The organism is Puniceicoccus vermicola (assembly GCF_014230055.1).
In the GTDB taxonomy this organism is placed as follows: Bacteria; Verrucomicrobiota; Verrucomicrobiia; order Opitutales; family Puniceicoccaceae; genus Puniceicoccus; species Puniceicoccus vermicola.
On record NZ_JACHVA010000053.1, the window covers coordinates 241,585 to 255,362 of the forward strand.

13 protein-coding genes and 1 tRNA gene are annotated in these 13,778 nt (G+C 54.4%); 10 read left to right on the forward strand and 4 right to left on the reverse strand.

Translation table 11 applies throughout. The annotated features are described in order from the left end of the window. Nucleotides 1-54: 54 nt before the first annotated feature. On the reverse strand, nucleotides 55-792 hold the full coding sequence (locus H5P30_RS07165; RefSeq protein ID WP_343075435.1) for a pseudouridine synthase: 738 nt from the start codon (nucleotides 790-792) through the stop codon (nucleotides 55-57). A gap of 323 nt (nucleotides 793-1,115) precedes the next feature. Between H5P30_RS07165 and fabG the strand changes: the two genes are divergently transcribed. From fabG to fabF, 3 genes are read left to right on the forward strand one after another with little or no spacing between them, the layout of a single operon-like run. Then, on the forward strand, nucleotides 1,116-1,865 hold the full coding sequence (fabG, locus tag H5P30_RS07170) for a 3-oxoacyl-ACP reductase FabG (protein WP_185692264.1): 750 nt from the start codon (nucleotides 1,116-1,118) through the stop codon (nucleotides 1,863-1,865). A gap of 41 nt (nucleotides 1,866-1,906) precedes the next feature. Then, nucleotides 1,907-2,161 carry an acyl carrier protein gene (locus tag H5P30_RS07175; protein ID WP_185692265.1) on the forward strand — a complete coding sequence of 85 codons (255 nt, stop codon included), beginning with the start codon at nucleotides 1,907-1,909 and terminating at the stop codon, nucleotides 2,159-2,161. 54 nt (nucleotides 2,162-2,215) lie between these two features. Beyond that, the gene (gene fabF / locus H5P30_RS07180) at nucleotides 2,216-3,460 is read left to right on the forward strand and encodes a beta-ketoacyl-ACP synthase II (protein WP_185692267.1); all 1,245 of its coding nucleotides are present in this window, start codon (nucleotides 2,216-2,218) and stop codon (nucleotides 3,458-3,460) included. Between the two features lie 61 nt (nucleotides 3,461-3,521). On the opposite strand, the gene H5P30_RS07185 is transcribed toward fabF, so the two are convergent. Continuing rightward, nucleotides 3,522-3,977: a hypothetical protein gene (locus H5P30_RS07185; RefSeq protein WP_185692268.1), complete on the reverse strand. Its 456-nt coding sequence runs from the start codon at nucleotides 3,975-3,977 to the stop codon at nucleotides 3,522-3,524. Between the two features lie 14 nt (nucleotides 3,978-3,991). Here H5P30_RS07185 and H5P30_RS07190 point away from each other — a divergent pair, with 14 nt between their 5' ends. After that, nucleotides 3,992-4,174: a hypothetical protein gene (locus H5P30_RS07190; protein WP_185692270.1), complete on the forward strand. Its 183-nt coding sequence runs from the start codon at nucleotides 3,992-3,994 to the stop codon at nucleotides 4,172-4,174. Nucleotides 4,175-4,254: 80 nt separating this feature from the next. Beyond that, nucleotides 4,255-4,342 (forward strand) — tRNA-Ser (locus tag H5P30_RS07195). A 153-nt stretch (nucleotides 4,343-4,495) separates the two neighbouring features. Here H5P30_RS07195 and H5P30_RS07200 read toward each other — a convergent pair. Together H5P30_RS07200 and H5P30_RS07205 are read right to left on the reverse strand one after the other, a co-directional pair. Further along, entirely contained in the window at nucleotides 4,496-5,383 is an 888-nt protein-coding gene (locus H5P30_RS07200; protein ID WP_185692271.1) for a DMT family transporter, read from the reverse strand. A gap of 4 nt (nucleotides 5,384-5,387) precedes the next feature. Next, the gene (locus H5P30_RS07205; RefSeq protein WP_221774312.1) at nucleotides 5,388-6,602 is read right to left on the reverse strand and encodes an MFS transporter; all 1,215 of its coding nucleotides are present in this window, start codon (nucleotides 6,600-6,602) and stop codon (nucleotides 5,388-5,390) included. A 109-nt stretch (nucleotides 6,603-6,711) separates the two neighbouring features. Between H5P30_RS07205 and H5P30_RS07210 the strand changes: the two genes are divergently transcribed. From H5P30_RS07210 to H5P30_RS07230, 5 genes are all read left to right on the forward strand, one after another. Further along, nucleotides 6,712-7,218, forward strand: coding sequence for a MarR family winged helix-turn-helix transcriptional regulator (locus tag H5P30_RS07210; RefSeq protein ID WP_185692272.1), 507 nt, complete (start codon nucleotides 6,712-6,714; stop codon nucleotides 7,216-7,218). Between the two features lie 145 nt (nucleotides 7,219-7,363). Beyond that, a complete protein-coding gene (locus tag H5P30_RS07215; RefSeq protein ID WP_185692273.1) occupies nucleotides 7,364-8,890 on the forward strand; it encodes an MFS transporter in 1,527 nt (508 codons plus the stop codon). A gap of 95 nt (nucleotides 8,891-8,985) precedes the next feature. After that, on the forward strand, nucleotides 8,986-11,229 hold the full coding sequence (locus H5P30_RS07220) for an ATP-binding protein (protein WP_185692274.1): 2,244 nt from the start codon (nucleotides 8,986-8,988) through the stop codon (nucleotides 11,227-11,229). Continuing rightward, a complete protein-coding gene (locus tag H5P30_RS07225) occupies nucleotides 11,219-11,848 on the forward strand; it encodes a response regulator transcription factor (protein ID WP_185692275.1) in 630 nt (209 codons plus the stop codon). The genes H5P30_RS07220 and H5P30_RS07225 overlap by 11 nt, the downstream gene beginning before the upstream one ends. A 164-nt stretch (nucleotides 11,849-12,012) precedes the next feature. After that, complete coding sequence (locus H5P30_RS07230; protein WP_185692277.1) at nucleotides 12,013-13,692, forward strand: arylsulfatase; 1,680 nt, start codon at nucleotides 12,013-12,015, stop codon at nucleotides 13,690-13,692. Nucleotides 13,693-13,778: the final 86 nt, after the last annotated feature.

The window sequence follows — 13,778 nt, forward strand, 5'->3', positions numbered from 1 at the left end:
GATTTGTTGGCGAGAATAAATTGCCGGGTGGAGGTTTGGTCTGTTGAGCAGCGTTCAGCGCTCGTTTTCCCGTGCCGGAGCGAGAAGAGCTTTGATTTCGCTGGATTTGAGCGGCCTTGCTTGTCCGCGCGCCAAGCCTCTCATTTTGTAGGCCCCGATCTGCGTGCGCTTCAGCTTTTTGACGAGGTAGCCGAAGGACTCGAGAAGACGACGGATCTCCCTCTTCTTGCCGTGATCCAGGTGCACCTCGAATTCAGAACCCTTGTGTTTCGGGGGAATGATCTTGTCGAATTGCAACCATTGCCCCTCCAGAGTGCGGCCGCGGAGGAGTTTGGGGATGTCGTCCCCTTGAAGATCCCGCTGAACTCGTACTTGGTAGCGCTTGATGACCCGCTTGGAGGGGTGGGTCAATCGCTGGGCAAGGTCACCATCGGTGGTGAGGATCAGGAGCCCTTCCGTATCTTTGTCGAGTCGTCCGGCGCAGATCATCCGCGGATCCTGCCAGATTTTGGGCAGAAGATCGAAGACGGTCTGATCCTGATGGGGGTCTGCGTTCGTGCAGACGTAGTGGCGCGGTTTATTGAGGACTAGGGTGAGATGATCCTGCTGGCGGGCGATGATTCGCTTGCCATCGACACGGACCACGGCGCTGCCTGCAACGATTGACTCGCCAATCAGGGCGATGCGGTCATCGACCTCGACACGGCCCTCGCGGATAAGCTCCTCGGCCTTGCGGCGCGAGCACACTCCCGACTGGGAAAGGAATTTTTGGAGACGAATTTCAGACTTCACTGAGGCGGGCATAGGGGAAAACCCACGGTAATTCGATCCGAAAGCGCACCGAATCGGGGCCGATGGGGCTTATGAAGGCTGATCCGATTATTCCTGGGAACAATTTGTTGTTTATATTTGGATCGAGATCTTGCCCGCGGATCGGGATGATCAGGCATTTGAGGAGGCTCGCGGAAAATGGCATCCGCCCAAAGAGAAAGGTTATTTCGTATTGGGGTTGAGGCCTTGTTCGTAAGGAAAGAGGAGCGTGGCGGCTTCGGGTAGAGCAGGGGTCGGGCTATTTTTTCCTAGCCGATGGCAGATTTTCTGGACAGGCTTCCGGCATGTCAGAGCAAGTTGAAGAGAAAAAGACAGCCCTCGTTACTGGGGCTAGTCGGGGAATTGGACTCGCGATCGCTAGGGAACTCGGAAGCCTCGGTTTTCGCGTTTTGTGTGTCGCCCGATCAGAGGAATCCGCATCGAAGGCCGTCGAGGCAGTTCGCGCGGATGGCGGAGAGGCGGAAGCCTATGGAGTCGATGTTTCTGATTCGAAGGCGGTTGCTGCGGCCTCGGAAGAGATTTTGAAAAAGTACGAGTGCGTCGATGTTCTCGTAAATAATGCCGGGATTACCCGCGACATGCTGTTTATTCGCATGAGCGAGGATGATTGGGACGCGGTGCTGCAGACTAATTTGAACAGCTGCTTCTATTGGTCGAAAAATTTAATTCGTCCGATGACCCGTCGCCGTTGGGGCCGGGTTATCAATATTTCTTCGGTGATCGGTTTGACCGGCAATGCAGGTCAGGCGAACTACGCAGCCGCCAAGGCGGGGATGATCGGTTTCACCAAGAGTTTAGCGAAGGAGTTGGCCGCTCGGTCGATTACAGTAAACTCCGTAGCGCCCGGATTTATTCAAACGGACATGACGAATGAATTGGGCGAAGATATTCAAGGGAACATCCTTAAGATGATCCCTCTCAAGAGGATGGGGAAACCAGAGGATATCGCCGCGACTGTGGGCTTCCTCGCGGGTCCAAATGCAGGATACATCACCGGTCAGGTTTTTACGGTTGACGGTGGTATGGTCATGTGATTCTTCCTTCTTTTCACACAAGCTTTAAAACACCAAGGAATATGGCAGAGAAATCCATCGAAGACCGCGTCAAGGAGATCATTGTAAATCAGCTCAACGTCAATGAAGAGCAGGTTACACCTGAAGCTTCTTTTCTCGACGATTTGGGCGCCGACTCGCTGGACACGGTTGAGTTGATCATGGCTTTTGAGGAGGAGTTCAAGGATCAGATTAACGGAGAAATCCCAGAGTCTGACGCCGAGAAACTTCTTACCGTCGGCAGCGTCGTCGAATACATCAAGAGCAAGTCTTCCTGATCTTGCCGCAAAGCAGATCTTCTGTTGTCGGCGATTTCTTCCATGGCTCCTGAAATGGAAAAGCGAAAGGTTGTCGTCACGGGACTCGGAATCGTCACTTCCCTCGGGAAGTCGATCGACGAGTATTGGGAATCTCTCCTTGCTGGGAAATCCGGCATTGGGAATGTGTCCCGCTTTGATGCTTCGTCATACACGTGCCAGGTCGGTGCTGAAGTCAATGACTTCGACCCCGCTGAGTACATGGACGCGAAGGAGGCCCGTCGAAACGACCGCTACACTCAGTTTGCAGTAGCAGGCACCCGCCTGGCTCTCCAAGACGCTGCTCTCGACCCATCGACGCTCGATCCCTCACGGATCGGAGTTTTGATCGGTTCGGGAATCGGCGGAATGGAGACGATTGAGAAGCAATCTTTTGCTCTCTTCGAGCGGGGCCCGCGCAAAGTGTCGCCTTTCATGATTCCCGCCCTGATTGCCAATATGGCGTCTGGGGTGGTGGCGATTGAGATCAACGCCCGCGGACCGAATTTCGGTCTCGTGAGTGCTTGCGCCACCGGATCTCACTCGATCGGGGAATCGGCTCAGATGATTCGGGATGGTCGTGCGGATATCATGATTGCCGGAGGGAGCGAAGCCGCCATTACCCGATTGGGTTATGCTGGTTTCTGCTCGATGAAGGCCATGAGCACCAACTTCAACGACGATCCGCAGAAGGCCAGCCGCCCATTTGATATGAATCGTGACGGATTCGTGATGGGAGAAGGCTCTGGAATCCTGATTTTGGAGTCGGAAGAATCGGCGAAAGCCCGAGGCGCTCGCATATATTGCGAAGTCGCGGGATATGCCGCGACTTGCGATGCCCATCACATCACCATGCCGGATCCGGAAGGAAAAGGTTTGGCCGAAGCCCTACGGGGCGCATTGGAGGATGGTGGGATCACGACGTCAGAAGTGGACTACGTGAATGCGCACGGAACCTCGACGAAGTATAACGACAAGTTCGAGACTCTCGCGGTGAAGAATGTTTTTGGCGAGCACGCCCAAAATCTACTGATGTCTTCGACGAAGTCGATGACGGGGCACCTTCTCGGTGCGGCTGGAGGAATCGAAGCGGCGGCTTGCTGTAAAGCGATCGAGACGGGGAAGATTCCTCCCACCATCAATTACGAAGAGCCCGATCCGGATTGCGATCTCAACTGCGTTCCCAACAAGGCGATCGAGGCAAAAGTCGATGTGGCCGTGACCAACAACCTTGGGTTTGGTGGTCACAATACTTCGATTGCGTTCCGTCGGTACGCCTAAGACGCGGTCGCTTCGGAATTCGCGTCTTTTGACGAACCCTGGCCGAAGGCCAGAGCGAAGTTTACTGACCTTCGGTAGAGGGTGGATCGTCGTAAAGGTTATCCGGTAGAATGTGAGCCGGGTGGTCGCAAAATTGGTATCGCGTGAGATTCCAGTCTGAGCCGTCGTAATAGCAGATGGTCAGAAGGTAGACCGCGCCTCGCTCGTATTTGAGAACGGAGTAGAGGATGATGTTTTCGGGAATCGGTTGATCGACCGCAAGAACCTCAACCTCCCGGATTTTTCCGAATCGGTCCTCGTAGATTTGCGCCCAGCGGAGTTTTTTACGCCGAACCTTGTCGTCGGGTTCCAAGTTAAGGTTGTCGGGTCCCGACCAGTATTCGACGGTCGGGCCTAGATGTCCTTCGCTCTTTGCGAGGGCGAGACCCTTTTCCACTGCCTCGGGCATCGTTTGTGCCTGGGAGAGGGCGGGAATGACCATGAAGATCAAGAGGATGAAAGCGGGGATTGTTCTCATAGAAGGAACTTCGTTTGACTGAATGGAAAAAGGGCGTAGCTCTATCGTTAGTAGATGGTTTGGATTTTCGCAAGTGCTCTGTTATTGGTTTTGCTCATCGTCGCTTTCTTTTTGGCAGGCGGGCGGAACTACGTGTGCATTCGCCGAAAGAATTGTTGTGGAGCGGGCTGTGGCTGTCTTTTTCCCAAGAAGAATAAAGGGAAATAGAGAATTAGGCACATCGCGGGCGAACAAAGCTTGAAAAACGAATCCGAAGGAGATTTTGTTTCTCCTTTCCGGAAGGGTGGCAGAGTGGTCGATTGCGGCGGTCTTGAAAACCGCTGAGGTGAAAGCCTCCGGGGGTTCGAATCCCTCCCCTTCCGCCAAAGGCGGCCTTCACGAAGCGAAAATCAAAGAACGCGAGATTCGAACCGGGGTCTACTGGGTCTACTCCAAAGTTTGGGGACCGGGCATCATTTCTGATGAATATCCTTTAGGATTGTTGGGTGTTCCTGGGAGGAAATGAGGCGGTGTATTCTCTATCGACTGTGGGCGCATTGTGTTTGCCTCTTCCGCGCGATAGGCGTTTCGCGTTGGCCGAGCCAGATACTGACGATGACAAATAGAGCACCGATAATTTGGGGTGGGGTCAGATTTTGATTGAGGAAGCACCATCCTAAGAGAACGGCTGTCACTGGGCTGAGAAACCCGAGGGATGACACCACCGCTGCATCCAGTTTGGCCACACCACGGAACCAGAGAATGTAGCTCAGCGCAGCGCCGATCAGCCCTAGCCACACCAGGCCCATCATGTTCGCCGGAGTTGGCACGGGGATGGTCGGTTCGAGAAGCAAGGCGAAGGGTACGAGCAGAATTCCTCCGGCCGTCAATTGCCAGGCGGTGAAAGTCAGCGATGAGACGGGCGGTTGCCATTTGCGGGTCAATACGATGCCACATGCCATCGAAAAAGCCCCTGCGAAAGCGGCGGCGATTCCGATCGGATCAAGGGTCGTTTCTGGTGTCAGAACCAGAACGGCTACCCCGCCGAGGCCGATCATGGCGGCAAGAATTGACAGCAAGCGGATTTTATTTCCGAGCCAGAAGTGGGCGAGCACGATGACGATCAGCGGTTGCACCGCCCCGATTGTTGCTGCAACACCGCCCGGCAGCCGATAGGCAGAGACGAACAACAGACTCCAGAAAATCGAGAAGTTGAGCGCACCGAGTGCGAAGGTCCGAATCCACCATAGGCCAGTCGGCAGCTCCCTCACGATCAGGAGCAATAGGAGGCCGGCTGGCAATGCGCGTAGCATGGCTACCGTCATCGGGGAAAAATTGGCCAGGAATTGCGTCGTGACAAGGTAGGTGCTGCCCCAGATGACTGGGGCAATTGTGGTCAGGAGAAGATCCGAATTGCGTCCACTCATTTTGTTAGGCTCCTCTGCGTCCAGTTCGAAAGCCGTAGGCTTTCGCCTGCCATGTTGTCGCCAGCGCAACGACGACTAGCGGAATCAGGGTCATCGGCAGCCATTTCGGCCCGACTGCGTCGATCACTAGTCCTCCGATCAGCCCTCCGCCTGCGACGGCGAGGTTGAAGACGGTGACAAAAATCGATTGGGCGACATCTGCATGTTCTCCCGCGGAATCGGCAAGTGCTGTCTGAAGTAAGGTCGGCGAACCGCCGAAGGTCAGCCCCCAGATGATGACTCCAGCCAGAACCAGCGTCGCTGATCCATGGGGTATCGCCAACAAGGCTACGGCGATGGCGAAGGCGGCGAGGCTGATGAGCGTCACATACCGCAAGTGTCGATCTACCAGGGCACCCGTCCCCAGAATTCCGACAACCGCCGCTATTCCGAAGCTGAATAGAATCATCTCGACCCGCAATCCTGTGCCGGACGCATCGAGGAACGGCGCGATGTAGGTGTAAAGGATGTTGTGCGCCAATATCCAGGCGAGCAGTACCAGCAACACCGGGCGGATTCCAGGAATCAGGAAGATCCTTTTCACTGGCAGGCGCTGGTGTTCTGCCTGACCGGGAAAGTCGGGGACTCCAAGCCGCACCCAAGCCATGAGGAGCAAGCCGATGGCGGACATGATCCAGAAGACCGCGCGCCAGTCGAACAGGCCACCGAGCCAGGCACCCAGTGGCACCCCGAGCGATAGCGCAATGGGTTGGCCGACGCCGACAATGGCGAGCGCCCGGCCTTGCAGGTGCCGCGGCGCGAGTCGTCTTGCGTAGCCCGCGACCAGCCCCCAGACCACCCCCGCCGACATGCCCGCGATGAAGCGCGCGAGAAGCGTGAGTCCATAATGCGCCGATACGGCGGTCAGGATGTTGAAGATCATCAATCCCGCAATCGCCAGCAAGAACAGTGGGCGGCGATTCCAGCTTCTAGTCACCGCGATGACCGGGATGGCCGCCACCACTGAACCGAGCGCATATAGCGTCACCGTCTGCCCGGCCATGGCTTCCGATACGCCAAGGCTCACGCTAATCTGGGGGAGGAGCCCAGCGGGCATGTTCTCGGTCATGATGGCGAGAAACCCTGCGACCGTGAATGTCAGCAACTTTCCGACTGGGAGACTCTCCCGGGAATTCATTGCTTTGGGATTTGTGAACGGAGTGTTTTTTGAGACTGGCATGGCCTACTCGGACTTTCTTTGGAGGAGCGGGAGAAAGATCGCAGTTGTGATTCCGCGTCTTATTCTTTAGTATTTCGATGTTAAGTATCTTAATGGCAAGATAAATGAGATGACAAAAATAAACGAAGACAGAGACCGCGCCGCCATCGCCGCAGCTCAGTGGCGAGCCGAGCGCCCGGATATCGACGCTTTTCCCATGGAGGTGATCGGGCGGTTGACCGAGTTGGGGTTGATCATCGCCAGGGACAGGCTCAATCCGATCTTTGCGAAGTTCGGGTTGCAGAACGGCGAGTTCGATGTGCTGGCGACGCTGCGCCGCACTGGGGGAACCTATTCGCTGACACCAACGGCCCTTTACCAGGCAACGATGATTTCGTCTGGTGGAATGACGGCGCGGATTGACAGGCTGGAGAAGGCTGGCCTGATCGAAAGAAGCAAGCATCCGACTGATCGGCGAGGCACACTTGTCGGCTTAACGGAAAGAGGAAAGGCGCTGATTGATGAAATGCTGGAGGTTCATGTCGAGAATGAGCGTGCGGTCCTCGCTCCTCTGACCTCGGACGAGCAAAAAACGCTGAACGATATCCTGCGGAAGCTTATTAATGGTTCCATCTAGGCGGTAGCTTGTTGAGTTCTCAATATTAGTGCTCGGCAGCCGGGAGGTGTAATTTGCGATTTCGTATAAATCCCTTGTCCGGAAAACTCACAGGGGAACTCGCTTGAATCGACAACGGGTGGGAAGGTGTTTTGGATTGGGATCTATGAGAGATACCTCCTCTTCCCGGAGACGGACTTTTTTTCTGATTTTCGGAATTTGCGGAGGCCCGTTTATTATTGGGACGGACATGCTTTCGATCGGGGTGGCCCTCGCTCCCATGGCGGGAGACCTCGATGCGTCGCTCTCGACCTTGCAGTGGTTTATGTCCGGATATGGGATTGGGGTGGCGACCTTTCTGATCTCGGCGGGGAAATTGTCCGATCTTTTCGGAGCGCGGAAGATGAACTGCGCGGGTATGCTTTTGTTTGCGGGGGCCTCGGTTTTGATGGCGTTGGCGCCCAGTAGTGGCGTGGCAATTGCCGCTCGGCTGCTACAGGGAGTCGCCGGAGCTTTCATGATTTCCAGTAGCCTGGGGATTGCCGGCCAACACTTTGAGGGGGCGGCGCGGGCGCGCGTTTTCTCTACGATTATGGCCATGGCCGGTTTGGGAATGGGGGTCGGACCGTTACTCGGGGGCGCCCTCATTCATTGGTTCGATTGGCGGGCGGTCTTTTGGGCTAACCTTCCGATGACGTTTCTCTTTCTGGCGAACAATCTCATTTTTCTTCCCAAGCAGCAGCCGGCACTGAGGAAGTCTTTCGATTTTCCCGGATTGGTGCTTCTCACCATGACTGTGCTTCTGCTCGCGGTTCCTTTGAGTCAGGCAGGGGAGTGGGGCTGGTCTTCTTTGTGGACGCTGGGTCTTCTCGGTGGATTTTTTGTGAGCCTTGGGATTTTGATCGTCTGGGAGAAGCGAGCGAAAGAACCCCTTCTGGATTTTTCGGTTCTGACGGTTTCCGGATTCATCCCGGCGAACCTTTGCGCCTTTCTTTCCTATGCGATCAGTCTCGGCTGGCTCTTTCTCTTCAGCCTCTATCTCCATCATGTCAAAGCATTCAGTGCTTTGGAGACAGGCTTGTTCTTCCTTCCCTATGCCCTTGCCTATTTTCTAGGCGGAATGCTTTCGAGCCATCTGGGGAAGTGGATGGGATGGCGACCTTTCCTCTTTATCGGTTTGGCGATTCTCACGGCTGGAATCGGTGGATTTTCTTTCGTGGATGAGGGCACGCCTTACGGGTTTCTTGGGGTGGGGGCCGCTCTCGTGGGGCTCGGATATATTTTCGCGAACAACGCAGCCATGTCGTTGGCTCAGGGGAAAATGCCGGTGGAGAAGTCGGGTGCCGCCTCAGGGATTTCGATGATGGCTCGCTGGCTCGGGTCTGCTTTGGGGATCGCGGTCATGACTCTGGTTCTTCATGGGGCCAGCCGTTCGGCTCTGGATCAGAAACTTCTTTCGGAGTCACTCTCGCTTCCCCAAACGAAACTTCTGGATGTATTGACCGAAGAAGGTTCGTGGCATGAGGCTCTTGTTGCACTGCCGAGAGAGAAAGAAAGAGAGGCTTTGGCTCTTTTAGCCTCTTCATTTTCTGCGGGAGTGGATCGAGGATTGTTGGTGCTCACAGGTTGTGGGCTATTCAGTTTATTATTGGTTGGAGCTGTTCCGGGACCTGCGAATCCGAGGCGTGAGTGATCCGCTCTCGTGAGGGTGGGGATCTCTGAGGAGCGTGGATCCTCGGAAAATTTTGGAGTCGCCATGATCTGACTCCGGTTTCATTCATCACCTTTATGAGAAAACTCGCCTTGGTATTGATGTTCGTTTGTGGGTTTTGGGTATCGGGTGAGAGTGCGGGAGCCGATGAGGATCAGCCGTCTAAGCCACTTCGGGTCCTGGTTTTGTTTTCGAATCAGCGTACATTGCCAGCCAATCAGGAGATGCAGCGGGGCATATGGTCCTCCTTGGAGCCTTTGATTAATTCTCACCGGATTGAGTTGTTTGAGGAATATCTCGAGTTTCATCGTCTTCCGGTGGCCGATGAGAATCCGCCGATGGTTTCCTTCTTAAAGAAACGATACAAGGAGATGGTGCCCGACGTGATCGTCTTGATCGGGACTCAGGCCCTGGATTTCTCGGAGAAATGGATGTCTTCGATTTTTCCCGACGCAAAAAAGGTTTTCGCGGGTGTGTTGGAGGATCAGGCGCGATTGTTTGGCGAGCGGTATCCATCGGCGGGAGTTGTCTATGAACTCGCGGTTCAGCCCCTACTGGAAAAGGTCGAGGCAATGATGCCAGAGGTTCACTCGGTGGTCTTGGTCGCAGGCGCGGCGAAATTTGACAGGGAGGTGGTTGAAATCGTCAAAGATCAACTCGAAGACAAGGGTTCATGGGAGATCTCTGAAATCGTGGGGGAGATGCCGGAATCGGCTGCCGAGAAGCTCTCCGATTTACCTTCGGGGACGGTCGTAGTCTTCACGAGTTATTTCCAGAATACGGAAGGGGTCACCTATATCCCGCGGAAGATTCTCAAGCAGCTTTCAGAGAAATCGTCTGCACCGATTTTCGCCCTTTACGACACGATGCTGGGTAGCGGGGCTACGGGCATTGGGGCGTCTCCCTTTATTGATCAAGGGAGACAGGCTGGCGAATTGATCCAGCGTATTGTGGCAGGGGAGTCCCCGCGGGAAATCGGCACCATCGTGGACGATGATCTTAAATTCCGCTTCGATGCCCGGGAAATGCGTCGTTATGGGTTGGACCCTAAGCTAGCCCCGGAAGGGGTGGAGATCTTCTATGAGTATCCTGGGCTCATTGAGTCTCATCCATATGCCTTCTTTTTTGGGACGATGGCGATACTGGTTCAGTCGTTGCTCATTTGCTCTCTTCTCTGGACTCGTTATCAGAAGCAGAAGGCCGAGAATCAGGCGCGCGAGATGGAGCGATATTTCGCCACGGTGTTTGAGGAGAATCCGAATCCGATGGCGGTGATCCGGGTATCCGATGGGACCCTGCAGGACATTAATCCTGCTTGGGAGAAGCTCTATGAGCTGACCCGTGAGGCGGTTTTAGGAAGGACTCCTCTCGATGTCGGAATTCTCTCCCGCGATACAGACGCCGGCTTATATGAGGATTTTGTCAAGAATGGTAAGGTCCTTTCCGGCTACGAACGCGAAGTGCGCACGGGGTCCGGAGAGTTGCGGAATGTGGCATTCTACAGCAACACAGTTGAAGTCGGAGGGAGCCGAGTGCGCATTCTTACCACGGTTGATGCTAGCGACCGAATCGAGGCGGAAAAGCTGCGGAACAGTCTCTCTCGTGGGAATCGGGTCGCCCAGCTCGGGCAGGTTTCTGCTTGGATTGCCCATGAGATCAATCAACCCCTGGGATCGATTCTGAGCAATGCGGAGTCTGGACTGCTCCTCTTGGAGCGAGAGGCGGAGCAGGCACGTGACACAGAACTTCAGGAAATTCTCTCCGATATTAAGAAGGAGGATCGGCGGGCCACCAAAGTTGTGGAACACATTCGCACCATGTTGGGGAATCATTCGACAACGAAAAGCCCCTTGGCGGTTTCCGAGATATTTGATGATGTCTTCCGAATGGCTTCGCCCGAAGCGAAACGCCGGGTGGTAGATCTGCGATACCCCTCGGGAGGGATCCCTAAGGTGTCGGTTCTCGGGGATCGGGTCTTGCTTGTCCAAGTTCTTTTGAATCTCGTCTTTAATGCGATGGATGCGGTCGGTGGGGTGCCGATGTCCAAGCGAATCGTCTCCCTGGCGTGCGAGGCTTCTTTGGAGGATGGGTGGGTCGATCTCATTGTCTGCGACCGTGGACCGGGGATACCCCCCGATCACCTTTCCTCCGTTTTCGAGTTCTTCTATTCCACCAAGGAGGACGGTATGGGATTGGGACTGGCCATTTCCCGTTTTATTGTCGAAGATCATCGAGGAGAAATCACCGTAAGAAATATGGATGGCAGCGGAGCCCGTTTCCAGATAAGGCTCTTGCTCCATGAACCTACGAATGAGCACTGAGATACAGGATTGTTTGCAGGGGCCAGTTTATTTGGTCGATGACGACGAGTCGTTTCGCAAGTCGGTTGCTCGTTTGTTGAGCCTTTCCAAGTTCAAGGTTTATGACTTCGCTTCGGTGGGAGACTTCCTGTTGAAGTTTTCAAGATCGGCTGAAGGTTGCTTGCTCCTGGACATAAAAATGCCAGGGCCCGATGGAATGGAGCTTCTGGATTATCTGCGGAAGGAGGAAGTGGGACCGCCGGTGGTATTTCTTACAGGTCACGGAGATGTTCCGACTGCCGTCGAGGCGATGCGAAAAGGGGCCTTCGATATCCTGAGTAAGCCCGTTGAGAAGGAGCGATTGATTGAGGTCATTCGCAATGCCTTGATTCATGGCGAGGAATCGATTCGGAAAGAGAAGGATCGCAAGAGGCTCAAGGAATTGTTCGCTACCCTGACTCCAACGGAGAAGAAGATCTATCAGATGATCATCGAAGGGCTGCCGAATAAGGCGATCGCGTCTCGAATCGGGAACGCTGAGAGAACGGTAAAGCTGCATCGATCCAATCTCTCCCGAAAATTGAATGCGCAGTGCGTCGCCGATCTAGTCCGATTCCATTTCGAAGCCGGACTTCGTTAGTCGATTTGGGCTCCTAGGTCCCTCTCAATAAGAAACTTAGAATTTTTACAATTTATTGCCCAAAGGTGCAAAAGGTTTGCACATATGCTCTATTGTGAGGCGCCTTCTGGGCGGGTAAACTGAGGCTGATTCTTAGTAGCTTCTAAAAAACCACTATTCACTTAATGAAACTAAAACGACTCACTCTCGCGGCTCTATTCAGCTGCCTCTGCCTCGGAGGGTCTCTCTCGGCGCAATCGTCGAAAGAGGATAAAACTTCGAAAGACCAATCTCCTGATACTTCCAAGCCAAACATTCTTCTGATCGTCTCCGACGACACCGGATGGGGTGATCCCGGTGTGTATGGTGGTGGCGAGGGTCGCGGGATGCCGACTCCGAATCTGGACGCCATGGCCGATTCCGGAATGACTTTGTTTTCTTTCTATGGGCAGCCTAGCTGCACCCCAGGACGGGCCGCGATCCAGACTGGTCGTATCCCGAACCGCAGCGGAATGACGACAGTGGCCTTCCAAGGTCAAGGTGGTGGTCTTCCTGCGGCTGAGTGGACTTTGGCTTCCGTGCTCAAGCAAGCCGGATACAAGACCTACTTTACCGGGAAATGGCACTTGGGAGAGTCGGATTACGCTCTGCCGATCAATCAGGGTTACGACGAGATGGAATACTGCTTCCTCTACCACCTGAATGCCTATACCTATACCGATCCAAATTGGTTCCCCGACATGCCGGATGAACTTCGCGAGATGTTCAAGAAGGTGACGAAAGGTGCTCTGAGCGGAAAAGCCGGCGGAGAAGCGAAAGAAATGTTCAGCGTGACCGGCGAGTATGTCGATACACCGGATAAAGGCGTTGTGGGAATCCCTTACCTGGATGCTTACGTGGAAAAAGCGGGTATTTCCTTCCTCGAAGAAGCCGCGAAAACTCCCGATGAGCCGTTCTTCATCAACATCAACTTCATGAAGAACCACCAGCCGAATCTTCCACATCCGGACTTCAAACATAAGTCCATCTCCAAGACGGATTATGCAGATTCGGTTGTTGAGCTCGATACTCGCATCGGAAACGTGATGGCCAAGCTGAAAGAACTCGGCCTCGACAAAAACACTCTCGTTTTCTACACGGTTGACAATGGTGCCTGGCAAGATGTGTATCCGGATTCCGGTTATACCCCTTTCCGTGGAACCAAGGGAACTCTTCGTGAAGGTGCAAACCGAGTGCCCGCGATTGCTGTCTGGCCTGGTAAGATCGAAGAAGGTGTGCGTAATCACGACATCACCGGCGGTTTGGATTTGATGGCAACTTTTGCCTCTCTCGCGGGTCAGCGCCTTCCCAAGGTCGACCGTGCCGGCGAGCCCATTATCTTCGATAGTTACGACATTTCTCCGGTCCTTTTCGGAACGGGTGAAAACCCTCGGAACTCCTGGTTCTACTTCTCAGAAAATGAGTTGAGTCCCGGTGCAGCCCGTGTCGGTCACCTCAAGGCTCTCTACAACATTCGTGGGGATGACGGGGCTGTGACCGGTGGTCTGGCCGTGGATACCAATCTCGGATGGAAGGGTCCGGAAAAGTATGTCGCTACGGTTCCGCAGATTTTCGACCTCTTGCAGGATCCTCAAGAACGCTACGACCTATTCATGACGAATTGGACAGAACGCACTTGGGCTCTTGTCTCCTTCGGTGAAGCGACCTCCAAGTTGATGAAGACCTACGCGCAATATCCTCCGCGGAAGCTGCAGAGCGAGGTCTACACCGGTCCGGTTACGCTCACCGATTACGAGCGCTACGAGCACATTCGTGAAGCCGTGGAAAAGGAAGGCATTAGCCTCCCGATGCCCACCGGCAACTAATACAATTCTCTGCCAGTGGGTCGTCCTTCCAGAAGGACGGCCCACTTTTTTTTGCGATTCACTTCGATAAAATCCCTGTTTTTGAA